This window comes from Streptomyces aurantiaciflavus (assembly GCF_049808595.1).
Classification (GTDB): domain Bacteria; phylum Actinomycetota; class Actinomycetes; order Streptomycetales; family Streptomycetaceae; genus Streptomyces.
On sequence record NZ_JBNCAQ010000012.1, the window covers coordinates 1 to 11,754 of the forward strand.

Annotated in this window: 10 protein-coding genes and 1 pseudogene; 4 read left to right on the plus strand and 7 right to left on the minus strand. The window is 71.0% G+C overall.

All coding sequences use genetic code 11. The features are described from left to right. Window positions 1-23: 23 nt before the first annotated feature. Both ACPT94_RS16015 and ACPT94_RS16020 read right to left on the minus strand, forming a co-directional pair. A pseudogene (locus tag ACPT94_RS16015) lies at window positions 24-1,027 on the minus strand (IS5 family transposase). A 53-nt stretch (window positions 1,028-1,080) separates the two neighbouring features. Continuing rightward, entirely contained in the window at window positions 1,081-2,289 is a 1,209-nt protein-coding gene (locus tag ACPT94_RS16020) for an MFS transporter (protein WP_425246119.1), read from the minus strand. Window positions 2,290-2,491: 202 nt separating this feature from the next. On the opposite strand from ACPT94_RS16020, the gene recO reads away from it, so the two are divergent. Beyond that, window positions 2,492-3,238 (plus strand): DNA repair protein RecO, encoded by a 747-nt coding sequence (gene recO, locus ACPT94_RS16025; RefSeq protein WP_360347743.1) that lies wholly within the window; start codon window positions 2,492-2,494, stop codon window positions 3,236-3,238. A gap of 23 nt (window positions 3,239-3,261) precedes the next feature. After that, entirely contained in the window at window positions 3,262-4,095 is an 834-nt protein-coding gene (locus tag ACPT94_RS16030) for an isoprenyl transferase (RefSeq protein ID WP_360347747.1), read from the plus strand. A 118-nt stretch (window positions 4,096-4,213) separates the two neighbouring features. Here the strand turns inward: ACPT94_RS16030 and ACPT94_RS16035 are convergent, their stop codons facing one another. From ACPT94_RS16035 to ACPT94_RS16050, 4 genes are read right to left on the minus strand one after another with little or no spacing between them, the layout of a single operon-like run. Next, window positions 4,214-4,624 (minus strand): Fur family transcriptional regulator, encoded by a 411-nt coding sequence (locus ACPT94_RS16035; protein ID WP_360347750.1) that lies wholly within the window; start codon window positions 4,622-4,624, stop codon window positions 4,214-4,216. Window positions 4,625-4,683: 59 nt separating this feature from the next. Next, on the minus strand, window positions 4,684-5,586 hold the full coding sequence (locus tag ACPT94_RS16040) for a metal ABC transporter permease (protein WP_360347753.1): 903 nt from the start codon (window positions 5,584-5,586) through the stop codon (window positions 4,684-4,686). After that, window positions 5,586-6,362, minus strand: coding sequence for a metal ABC transporter ATP-binding protein (locus ACPT94_RS16045; protein WP_425246120.1), 777 nt, complete (start codon window positions 6,360-6,362; stop codon window positions 5,586-5,588). Before ACPT94_RS16045 ends, ACPT94_RS16040 begins: the two co-directional genes overlap by 1 nt. 17 nt (window positions 6,363-6,379) lie before the next feature. Continuing rightward, complete coding sequence (locus ACPT94_RS16050) at window positions 6,380-7,339, minus strand: metal ABC transporter substrate-binding protein (protein ID WP_425246121.1); 960 nt, start codon at window positions 7,337-7,339, stop codon at window positions 6,380-6,382. Window positions 7,340-7,499: 160 nt separating this feature from the next. On the opposite strand from ACPT94_RS16050, the gene ACPT94_RS16055 reads away from it, so the two are divergent. Further along, window positions 7,500-8,882, plus strand: coding sequence for a glycine--tRNA ligase (locus ACPT94_RS16055; protein ID WP_360347761.1), 1,383 nt, complete (start codon window positions 7,500-7,502; stop codon window positions 8,880-8,882). Between the two features lie 391 nt (window positions 8,883-9,273). Here the strand turns inward: ACPT94_RS16055 and ACPT94_RS16060 are convergent, their stop codons facing one another. Continuing rightward, window positions 9,274-10,701 (minus strand): MFS transporter, encoded by a 1,428-nt coding sequence (locus ACPT94_RS16060; protein ID WP_425246122.1) that lies wholly within the window; start codon window positions 10,699-10,701, stop codon window positions 9,274-9,276. Window positions 10,702-10,802: 101 nt separating this feature from the next. Between ACPT94_RS16060 and ACPT94_RS16065 the strand changes: the two genes are divergently transcribed. After that, a complete protein-coding gene (locus ACPT94_RS16065; protein ID WP_360347780.1) occupies window positions 10,803-11,687 on the plus strand; it encodes a helix-turn-helix transcriptional regulator in 885 nt (294 codons plus the stop codon). Window positions 11,688-11,754: the final 67 nt, after the last annotated feature.

Sequence of the window (11,754 nt, forward strand, 5' to 3'; positions counted from 1 at the left end):
CTAGGGCCTGTGTGATGTTGTGATCAACCAGTTGGCTTCAGGAGGTCGTTGATCCAGATCATCGAGGCGCGGAGATGGAGGCCGGCGAGGTAGCTCTCGGGCGTCTTGTCGTATCGAGTCGCGATTCCCCGCCAGGCCTTCAGCTTGTTGATCAGGCGCTCGACGGTGTTCCGTTCCTTGTAGAGATCGACGTCATGGCGTGTGGGCCGGCCGCCCCGGCTGCCTTTCTTCTTCCGGTTGGCGGCTTGGTCCTTCTTCTCCGGGATGACTGCCTTGATGTTGCGTTTGCGCAGGTAAGAGCGGTTGGCGCGGGACGAGTAGGCCTTGTCCGCGGCGACAGCGTCAGGCCGGGTTCGGGGACGGCCGACAGGCAGACGAACCCGCACCTTGTGCAGCACGGGCACGAACTGCGGGCTGTCGGCGGCCTGTCCTGCGGTCAGCACGAGGCATAGCGGACGGCACTTGCGGTCGGCGGCGAGATGAATCTTGCTCGTCAGCCCACCACGGGATCTGCCCAGCAGGGCTTGCTTCAAGCGGAGCTTGCGCCGTCGTCTGACGCGCCACCGCTCTTCCCGTTCGGGGTCGTCACTGCCGTCCTGCCCGTTCTGTTCCGGCGGGCCGCCCCCTTTTGCCGGGCCCGCTCCTGCTCGGCGGCGGCTTCCTCCAGGGCGTCCATGACCTCCTTGCCGATGCGCATCCCGGCGGCGTCGTGATGGGCGCGGGCGGTGGTGGAGTCCACGCTGACCAGGGACAAGTCCGTCTTCCCCTGGCGAGCGGCCTCAGCGATCACACCTTCCAGCAGCGCGGTGAAGACACCGGCGTCCCTCCACACCCGGAAGCGACCGTAGACCGTCGGCCACGGGCCGAACTCGCCGGGCATCTCCCGCCACTGACTGCTGGTGCGGAACCGCCAGATCACCCCTTCGAACTGCTCCCGCAGCCGTCCGGGGTACGGGCCGTACTCGCCTATCGGCAGGAACGGCTCGATCAACTTCCACTGGTCGTCGGTGAGTTGGCTACGCGTCACGATCGTCTTCCTACCGGATCCGCCTGACCGGCGGATCCGGATCCCAAGATTGATCACGACATCACACAGGCCCTAGTCACGGACGTCTCCGGGCGCCGCGGGGTTGCGAGCAGCAGCGGCGTCGCCAGAAGCACCGTCCCCGCGAGAGCGAGGGCGGTACGCGCGCTGGTGAGGCTCGCCAGGACGCCCCACAGGGCGGTCAGCGTGGCGATGCCCGCCTTGGTGCCGACCGACCACGCCGACAACGTACGGGCCACCCGGTCCGCGGGCGTCAGCTCCAGCCGGGACGTGGCGAGGACGGGGTTGAAGACGGCGCAACAGGTGATCAGCCCGAGCTCGACGGCCATGACGAGCGCCAGCCCGCCCGGGCCGGGCCGCACGAAGGCCAGCCCCAGCGGCCAGCAGGCCCGCAGCGTCCCGGAGGTGAGCAGGACCCGGCGCCGCCCGTACCGGGCGACCAGGCGCGGGGCCAGCCGCGAGCCGACCAGACCGCCGGCGCAGGGCACGGCGAAGGCGAGCGTGTACTGCCAGGGCGCGAAACCGAGCGGCCCGAGCATCAGTACGGCCAGCAGCGGCGAACCGGCCATGATCAGACCGTTCACCAGAGCCGCGTTGAGGAACAGCGGGCGCAGCGTGGGGTGGGCGAGCAGGTGCCGCCAGCCCGCGAGCAGGTCGCCGGCGGTCAGCCGGCGCGACGCTCCGTCCTGTCCGGGCCGATCCGCAGAGCTCTTCTTGCCCACGGGATCCGGCTCGCCCCCGCCGATGGCGCGCAGCCCCAGCGCCGACAGCAGATAGCTGACCGCGTCCGCCGCCACGGTCACCACCGGCCCGAACAGCCCCATCACCAGCCCGCCGAGCGGCGGCCCGAGCATGGTGGCCGTCCAGGTCGTCGACTCGAACCGCCCGTTCGCGACGAGCAGGTCCTCAGGCGCCACCAGCGTCTTCAGGAAGGCCCCGCTGGCCGCCGTGAACGAGATGTCGGCCGCGGCGACGACCACCGACACCAGCAGCAGCTGCCCGAGGCCGAGCCCGCCGAACGCGAAGGCGGCCGGGACGCTCAGCAGAGCCCCGCACCGCACGAGGTCGGCCGCGATCATCACCGGCCGCTTGCGCCGGAACTCCACCCACGGCCCGAGCGGCACCGCCAGCACGGCCCCCACCGCCGGCCCCACGGCCGCCAGCGCGGCCACCTCGGACGCCCCGGCGTGCAGCTCCAGTACGGCGATCATCGGAAACGCGCTGAACGCCAGCCACGTCCCCAAGCTGCTCACGGCATACGCGGCCCACAACCACCCGAACCCGCGCCCCAGCGCCCGCCGCACCACCCGGCGGATCCTACTGGGGGAGGCACACCACCGCCCCGGCGTAGGCGAGAATGGACCCCATGAGCCTGTTCCGCGACGACGGCATCCGATGGCGGCTGCGCCGCGGGCCGCACCCCCAGCAGGGTTGCGGTGGTGTGCGATGAGTCTGTTCCGCGACGACGGCGTCGTGCTGCGCACCCAGAAGCTCGGTGAAGCCGATCGCATCATCACGCTGCTCACCCGGGGCCACGGACGGGTGCGGGCCGTCGCCCGGGGCGTGCGGCGGACCAAGTCGAAGTTCGGCGCCCGGCTTGAACCCTTCTCCCACGTCGACGTGCAGTTCTTCGCGCGGGGGAGTGAGCTGGTGGGGCGTGGGCTGCCGCTGTGCACGCAGAGCGAGACCATCGCGCCGTACGGCGGGGGGATCGTCAGCGACTACGCCCGCTACACCGCGGGAACGGCCATGCTGGAGACCGCCGAGCGCTTCACCGACCACGAGGGCGAGCCGGCGGTGCAGCAGTACCTGCTGCTCGTCGGGGCGCTCAGGACCCTCGCCCGCGGCGAGCACGCGCCCCACCTGGTCCTCGACGCCTTCCTGCTGCGCTCCCTCGCCGTCAACGGGTACGCCCCGAGCTTCAGCGACTGCGCGAAGTGCGGCATGCCCGGGCCGAACCGGTTCTTCTCGGTGGCCTCCGGCGGCTCCGTCTGCGTCGACTGCCGGGTCCCCGGCAGCGTCGTACCCTCACCGCAGACCCTGGAGCTCCTCGGCGCGCTGCTCACGGGAGACTGGGAGACCGCGGACGCGTGCGAGGCGCGGTACGTGCGCGAGGGCAGCGGGCTGGTGTCCGCCTACCTGCACTGGCATCTGGAGCGCGGACTGCGCTCCCTTCGGTACGTGGAAAAGTAAGCAGTAGAGGAGACGAGAAGCACATGGTCGTACGCGGGTTCCTGGGACGGCAGCGTCGGGAGTACAGGGCGCCGGAGCCGCACCCGTCCGGCGCCCGCGCGCCGAAGCTCCCCGGCGAACTGGTCCCCGACCACGTGGCGATCGTCATGGACGGCAACGGCCGCTGGGCCAAGGAGCGCGGGCTGCCCCGCACCGAGGGGCACAAGGTCGGCGCCGAGCGCGTCCTCGACGTGCTCCAGGGCGCGGTCGAGATCGGCGTGCGCAACATCTCCCTGTACGCCTTCTCCACCGAGAACTGGAAGCGCTCGCCCGACGAGGTGCGCTTCCTGATGAACTTCAACCGCGACTTCATCCGCAAGACCCGCGACCAGCTCGACGAGCTGGGCATCCGGGTGCGCTGGGTGGGCCGTATGCCCAAGCTGTGGAAGTCGGTCGCCAAGGAGCTCCAGATCGCTCAGGAGCAGACCAAGGACAACGACCGGCTGACCCTGTACTTCTGCATGAACTACGGCGGCCGGGCCGAGATCGCCGACGCGGCGATGGCCCTCGCCGAGGACGTCAGGGCCGGTCGCCTCGACCCGGCCAAGGTCACCGAGAAGACCTTCGCGAAGTACCTCTACTACCCGGACATGCCGGACGTCGACCTGTTCCTGCGCCCCAGCGGCGAGCAGCGCACCTCCAACTACCTGCTCTGGCAGAGCGCCTACGCCGAGATGGTCTTCCAGGACGTCCTGTGGCCGGACTTCGACCGGCGCGACCTGTGGCGGGCCTGCGTCGAGTTCGCCTCCCGGGACCGCCGCTTCGGCGGCGCCATCCCCAACGAGGAACTCCTGGCCATGGAAGGCAAGCAGGAGTAGACCGGCCCGCGCGGGGCGCCCCTCTGGGGAGTTCGAGATCAGGCCCGTTCAGGGCCGAAGCGGGGTCCGGGGGGGCAGCCCCCGGACGGGACCGGCGGCTCACCGTCGCAGACCCGGTTCAACCCGCGGCGCAGTCCGCGCAGGTGCCGAAGATCTCCACCGTGTGCGCCACGTTCACAAAGCCGTGCTCCGCGGCGATCGCCTCGGCCCACTTCTCCACCGCCGGGCCCTCGACCTCGACCGCCTTGCCGCAGGTGCGGCAGACGAGGTGGTGGTGGTGTTCGCCGGTGGAACAGCGGCGGTAGACGGACTCGCCGTCGGAGGTGCGCAGGACGTCGACCTCACCGGCGTCGGCGAGGGACTGGAGCGTGCGGTAGACCGTGGTCAGTCCGACGGAATCGCCCTTGTGCTTGAGCATGTCGTGGAGTTCCTGCGCGCTGCGGAACTCCTCGACCTCGTCGAGCGCCGCCGCCACGGCGGCACGCTGCCGGGTGGCGCGGCCCTTCACGGGCGATCCAGCGGACGTCACCGTTGCCTCCTCACGTCTGCGCGTTGCCGGGCCATTGTGCCAGCCCGGGCTGTGCGCGGTCAGACCTCGACTCCTCGGTCGGCCTCCCGGGTGGCCGGAATCGCGCACTCCGTGGGATCCCCGGCGGGCTGCGCGGCGGCGAGCGCGCGGGCGCGCCGCCGGGCCAGCGGCGCCGCCAGTGCGGTCAGCGCGACGAACGCGGCGATGGTCAGCAGCACGATCGTCGCGCCGGGCGGGACGTCCTGGTAGTACGAGGTCACCGTGCCACCGATGGTCACGGTGATGCCGATGGCCACCGCGATCGCGAAGGTCGCCGCGAAGCTGCGGCTGAGCTGCTGGGCCGCCGCGACCGGGACGACCATGAGGGCCGAGACGAGCAGCAGGCCGACCACCCGCATCGCGACCGTCACCGTGACCGCCGCGGTGACCGCCGTCAGCAGGTTCAGGGCGCGCACCGGCAGCCCGGTCACGCGCGCGAACTCCTCGTCCTGGCTGACCGCGAACAACTGGCGGCGCAGACCCAGGGTGACCAGCACCACGAAGGCCGCGAGGACACAGATCGCCGTCACGTCCGACTCCGACACCGTCGACAGCGAGCCGAACAGGTACGAGCTCAGGTTGGCGTTGGAACCCGTCGGCGCGAGGTTGATGAACATCACGCCGCCGGCCATGCCGCCGTAGAAGAGCATCGCGAGGGCGATGTCGCCGCGGGTGCGGCCGTACCAGCGGATCAGTTCCATGAGGACCGCGCCGAGGACCGAGACGGCCGTGGCCATCCACACGGGGGACCACGACAGCAGGAAGCCGAGGCCGACGCCGGTCATCGCGACATGGCCGATGCCGTCGCCCATGAGGGCCTGGCGGCGCTGGACGAGGTAGATGCCGACGGCGGGGGCGGTGATGCCGACCAGGACGGCGGCGAGCAGCGCCCGCTGCATGAAGGCGTAGTTCAGGAAGTCCATCAGCTCAGCAGTCCCGTGCGGATCGGTTCGGCGCCCGCCGGTGCGTGCGGGTGTACGTGGTCGTGGCCGGGCAGCGCGTGCTGGCCGACCGCGTGCGGGGGCGGGCCGTCGTGCGTCACACAGCCGTCGCGCAGGACGACCGCCCGGTCGATCAGGGGCTCCAGCGGGCCCAGTTCGTGCAGGACGAGCAGGACCGTGGCGCCCAGCGCGACCTGCTCCCGCAGGGTCCGCGCGAGGACCTCCTGGCTGGCCAGGTCGACTCCCGCCATCGGCTCGTCCATGATCAGCAGCTCGGGTTCGGCGGCGAGGGCGCGGGCGATGAGCACGCGCTGGTGCTGGCCGCCGGAGAGGGCGTTCACCGAGTCCTTCGCCCGGTCGGCCATGCCGACGAGCTCCAGCGCGTGCCGTACGGCCTCGTGGTCGGCCTTGCGGAGCATGCCGAAGCGGGCCCGGGACAGGCGTCCGGAGGAGACGATCTCGGTGACGGTCGCGGGGACGCCGCCGGACGCGGTGGTGCGCTGCGGGACGTAGCCCACGCGCCGCCACTCCTTGAAGCGCCGCCGGTCCGTGCCGAACAGCTCGATCCGCCCGGCGGTGACCGACACCTGCCCGATGACGGAGCGCACGGCCGTCGACTTGCCGGAGCCGTTCGCGCCGAGCAGCGCGACGACCTCACCGCGGTGCACGCTGAGGTCGATGCCGCGCAGGACCGGGCGCGAGCCCAGCTCGGCGCGGACGCCGCGCAGGGAGATGACGGGCTCGCCCTTGGTGTCCATGACGCCCTCCGTAACGATCACTTGGTTCCCAGGGCCGTCTGCAGCGCCTTGAGGTTCGCCTTCTGGACCGCGAAGTAGTCCGTGCCGCGGGACTTCTTGGTGATGCCCTCGATCGGGTCGAGGACGTCCGTCTTCAGTCCGGAGTCCTGGGCGATGGTCTTGGCGGTCTTGTCGCTGACGAGCGTCTCGTAGAACACGGTCGTGACACCGTCGGCCTTGGCCATCTTCTCAAGCTCCTTGACGCGCGCGGCGCTCGGCTCCGACTCGGGGTCGAGGCCGCTGATGGCCTCCTCGGTCAGGCCGTAGCGCTCGGCGAGGTAGCCGAAGGCGGCGTGGGTGGTGATGAAGACCTTGGTCTTCGTGCCGGCGAGGCCGTTTCTGAACTCGGTGTCGAGGGCTTCGAGCTTGGCGACCAGGGCGGCGGTGTTCTTCTTGTAGTCGGCCGCGTGGTCCGGGTCGGCCTTCTCGAAGGCCTTGCCGACGCCTTCGGCGACCTCTGCGTACTTGACCGGGTCGAGCCAGATGTGGGGGTCCTTGCCGCCCTCTTCCTCGTGGTCGTGCCCGTCGTCGTGCTCGGCCGCGTGGCCGCCGACCTCGCTGCCGTGCTCCTCCAGCGTGGTGAGCCGCGCGGCGTCGATCTTCGTCTTCACCTCGGACTGGGCCACCGTGTCGTCGACGGAGGGCTGGAGGTTCTTGAGGTACAGCACCGCGTCGGACTCCTCGACCTGCACGCGCTGCTGGGCGCTGAGCTCCAGGTCGTGCGGTTCCTGGCCGGGCTGGGTGAGACTGGTGACGTGCACGTGGTTCCCGCCTATCTGCTCGGCGAGGAAGGCCATCGGGTAGAACGACGCGACGACGTCGAACTTGTCCGTGTTGCCGGCGGCGGCGCTCTCACCGGAGCAGGCCGAGAGGGTCACGAGGCCGAGTGCGGTGGCGGCCGCGACCGCTGTGCCCGTTATGAGTCGTCGTACGTTCATGACAGTCATTTTCAACAAATATGGAAACCGTTGTCAACAAACCTTCTGTGCGGCCTGACCGGCCCACCGATTTGGTTGAGGGGGAGCCCCCGCCGGTACCCTGAAGCATTCGCTGGAAGCATCTCGCTTCGTCGCCCGTCGTCGTAATGAAGAGAGCACCGTGGCCGCCGACAAGATCGACACCATCGTCAGCCTGAGCAAGCGCCGTGGCTTCGTATTCCCCTGTAGTGAGATCTACGGAGGCCAGAAGGCCGCCTGGGACTACGGACCGCTGGGTGTCGAGCTCAAGGAGAACCTGAAGCGCCAGTGGTGGCGCTACATGGTGACGTCGCGCGAGGACGTGGTCGGTATCGACTCGTCCGTCATCCTGGCCCCCGAGGTCTGGGTCGCCTCCGGTCACGTCGCCACCTTCACCGACCCGCTCACCGAGTGCACCTCCTGCCACAAGCGGTTCCGCGCGGACCACCTGGAGGAGGCCTACGAGGCCAAGCACAACCGCCTCCCGGAGAACGGCCTCGCGGACGTCAACTGCCCCAACTGCGGCAACAAGGGCCAGTTCACCGAGCCCAAGCAGTTCTCGGGTCTGCTCTCCACCCACCTCGGCCCGACGCAGGACTCCGGCTCCATCGCGTACCTGCGTCCCGAGACCGCCCAGGGCATCTTCACCAACTTCGCCCAGGTGCATGTCGCTTCGCGCAAGAAGCCGCCGTTCGGCATCGCGCAGATGGGCAAGTCCTTCCGCAACGAGATCACGCCCGGCAACTTCATCTTCCGCACCCGCGAGTTCGAGCAGATGGAGATGGAGTTCTTCGTCAAGCCGGGCGAGGACGAGAAGTGGCAGGAGTACTGGATGGAGCAGCGCTGGAACTGGTACACCGGCCTGGGCCTGCGCGAGGAGAACATGCGGTGGTACGAGCACCCCAAGGAGAAGCTCTCCCACTACTCCAAGCGCACCGCTGACATCGAGTACCGCTTCCAGTTCGGCGGCAACGAGTGGGGCGAGCTGGAGGGCGTCGCCAACCGCACCGACTACGACCTCACCGCCCACTCCAAGGCCTCCGGCCAGGACCTCGTCTACTACGACCAGGAGGCCCAGGAGCGCTGGACGCCGTACGTCATCGAGCCCGCGGCCGGAGTCGGCCGCGCGATGCTGGCGTTCCTGCTCGACGCCTACGTCGAGGACGAGGCCCCCAACGCCAAGGGCAAGATGGAGAAGCGCACGGTGCTGCGCCTCGATCATCGCCTGGCGCCCGTGAAGGTCGCGGTGCTCCCGCTCTCCCGCAACCCCGAGCTGTCCCCCAAGGCCAAGGGCCTCGCCCAGGCGCTGCGCCAGCACTGGAACATCGAGTTCGACGACGCCGGCGCGATCGGCCGCCGCTACCGGCGCCAGGACGAGATCGGTACGCCGTACTGCGTCACGGTCGACTTCGACACGCTCGAGGACAACGCGGTGACGGTGCGTGAGCGTGACTCCATGAAGCAGGAGCGCGTGTCGCTGGACCAGATCGAGGGGTACCTGGCCGGGCGGCTCGTCGGCTGCTAGGCGACTGCCGCTCGCGAAGTACGCACGAGGCCGGCCCCGGCGGGAGGATCCCGCCGGGGCCGGCCTCGTCCGTCACGGGCGCAGGCACTCCCGCTGCTGGTGGCGGCCGCATCATCACATTCACGTCGGTCTCCCCGCCGTGGTCCCGCCCGGCGCGTGCGCTCTCGTGGCGCGCCCCCGCGCCGATCGCCGGGCGTTGCCGGACGCAGGAGTCGGCGCAGGGCGCCGGACGGTGAGCCGACCGACGCCTGCGCGGCCCGCGCAGCCGGTGCTGTCCCGTCCTGTGCCCCTCCCGCCGGAGGGCGCGCGCTCGGCGCGTTCGACCGCGCCACGTCGCGCGGCGGGCAGCGGCAGCCCCGGCAGGAACGCGGTGACCGTGCTGCGTCCCGCCTCACCCGACCCTGCGCGGCAGCCGCAGGCTCAGCAGTCCGGTCAGGACGACCCCGGCGAGTTGGACGAACAGGGTCGTCATCAGCGCGTCGCGCATGCCCATCTCCGGTACCAGGGACAGGAACAGGCTGCCCAGCGTGGCCACGCCCAGCGCCAGGGAGGCCTGCTGGGTGGTCACCATCACACCGCCGCCGACGCCCGCGCGGGTCGGCGGCACCTCGGACAACACGATCCGCATCACGACGGGCAGTTGGAGCGCCTGGCCCGCGCCGGCCACGGCCGCGCCCGGCAGCAGCTCGACGAAGCCGAGGCCCGGCCAGTCGTGCCACACGGCCAGCACGACCAGGGCGACCCCCACGCCCTGCAGCACCGCGCCCGCCGTCACCACACGCGCGCCGTACCGGGCCACCAGCCTCGGTCCGGCGAGCGAGGCGGCGAAGAACGCGAGGGCCATCGGGGCGAGCGCCAGCCCGGCCGCCACCGGGCCCAGACCCGCGCCCTGCTGGAGGGCCACCGCGACGACGAACATGAACCCGCTGAATCCGACGGCGAGCGGCGCCATGATGGTCAGCCCGCGGCGCAGCGTGGTGATCGCGAGCAGGCTCGGCGGCACCAGCGGCGTCCGGCCGCGCCGGTCGGCCCGGCGCTCCACCAGGTGGAACGCGACCGCCGCGAGCGGGAACGCGGCCAGCGACAGCCACGTCCACAGCGGCCAGCCCGCCGCCCGGCCCTCGGTGAGCGGCGCGAGCAGCGTCAGCAGGGCCAGGGCCAGCAGCACCGTGCCGGGGCCGTCCACCGGCTCCGGTCGCTGCGAGCGGGTCTCCGGGACGCTGCGGACGGCCAGGACCAGGCCGACGACCACGACGGGCACGTTCACCAGGAACACCGAGCGCCAGCCGGTGCCGGCGACGTCGGCCGCGACCAGGACGCCACCCAGGATCTGACCCGCCACCATGGACAGGCCGGCGGTCGCGCCGTACAGGCTCATCGCCCTGGCGCGGCGGGGACCTTCGGTGGCCGCCTGGATGGTGGCGAGCACCTGCGGCACCATCACGGCGGCTGACGCGCCCTGCGCGACCCGCGCGGCCACCAGCCACCAGGCGTCGGGAGCGAGCCCGCAGGCCAGCGAGCTCAGGCCGAAGGCGGCCATGCCGCCGAGGAAGAGCCGACGCCGGCCGAACAGGTCGCCGAGCCTGCCGCCGAGGACGAGGAGAACGGCGTACGCCAGCCCGTATCCGGCGACGACGAGTTCGAGGACGGCCTCGCTCGCGGCGAGGTCCTCGGCGAGGGTGGGCAGGGCGACGTTGACGATGAAGAAGTCGATGAGGGGCAGGGCCGCACCCAACAGCACGGTGAAGAGGCCGAGCGGACCGAGTGCAGGGGGAGCCGCGGCGGTTCGCCGGGCGGTCGAGGTCACGGTGTCAGTCACACCGACGAGCCTGCTCCGGGCCTCAAAGGGGTACCAGAGTGTTCTTATCCTGGTAGAAGGAGCACCTGGCAACAGGATCCGGGCGGCGGCAGGCTGGAGGTATGACGACGATGGTCCAGGAGCCGGCCGCGGGCCCGGCGGGCAGCGCGGAGATCCGACGCCATGAACTGGCGGCCTTCCTGCGCAGCCGCCGCGAGCGGATCACCCCGGAACAGGTGGGCCTGCCGCGCGGCGCGCGCCGCCGCACCCCCGGCCTGCGGCGCGAGGAGGTCGCCCAGCTCTCCGCGGTCGGCGTCACCTGGTACACCTGGCTCGAACAGGCCCGGGACATCCAGGTCTCCGTGCAGGTCCTCGACGCCCTCGCCCGCACCCTGATGCTGGACGGGACGGAACGCGCCCATCTCTTCCAGCTGGCCGCCGCCACCGACCCCACCCCTGCCGCGGCCTGCGAGGGGGTCACCGACGCCCTGCGCGAGACCCTGCGCCAGCTCGAACCCCTCCCGGCCTGCGTCCAGAACAGCCGCTACGACATCCTCGCCTACAACCGCACCTACGCCCGCCTCTTGGGCGACCTCGACGCCATCCCGCCCGAGGACCGCAACTGCATGCTCCTCGTCCACACCGACCCCAACTGGCGCGCGGCGATCGTCGACCTCGACGAGGTCATGCGGCTGATGGCCGCGAAACTGCGCGCCTCCATGGCCGGCCACCTCTCCGAACCGGCCTGGAAGATGCTGGTCAAGCGCCTGCGGACCGAGTCCCCGGAGTTCCGCCGGAACTGGGAGCGCTACGAGATCGTCGCCACTCGCAGCAAGATCAAGCAGTTCCGCAACGCCCACGTCGGCCTCCTGACCCTGCACCACACCGACCTGTGGCTCAGCCCCGAACGCGGGGCCCGGTTGGTGACGTACACCCCGGCGGACCAGGAGTCGAGGGAGCGGCTGGAGAAGCTGCACGCGATCGCCGTGGAACGGGCAGCCGCCTAGCCGGACGCACGCGGGGCCCCTCAACTGCCGGACGTTGAGGGGACTTTGGCCTCTACTGCGGTGCTCG

What these genes read in the sequence shown, in the direction of transcription:
- recO (WP_360347743.1), top strand. Translation starts at nt 2,492, where the DNA reads ATGAGTCTGTTCCGCGACGACGGCGTCGTGCTGCGCACCCAGAAGCTC.
- ACPT94_RS16030 (WP_360347747.1), top strand. Translation starts at nt 3,262, where the DNA reads ATGGTCGTACGCGGGTTCCTGGGACGGCAGCGTCGGGAGTACAGGGCG.
- ACPT94_RS16065 (WP_360347780.1), top strand. Translation starts at nt 10,803, where the DNA reads ATGACGACGATGGTCCAGGAGCCGGCCGCGGGCCCGGCGGGCAGCGCG.
- ACPT94_RS16050 (WP_425246121.1), bottom strand. Translation starts at nt 7,339, where the DNA reads ATGAACGTACGACGACTCATAACGGGCACAGCGGTCGCGGCCGCCACC.
- ACPT94_RS16040 (WP_360347753.1), bottom strand. Translation starts at nt 5,586, where the DNA reads ATGGACTTCCTGAACTACGCCTTCATGCAGCGGGCGCTGCTCGCCGCC.
- ACPT94_RS16045 (WP_425246120.1), bottom strand. Translation starts at nt 6,362, where the DNA reads ATGGACACCAAGGGCGAGCCCGTCATCTCCCTGCGCGGCGTCCGCGCC.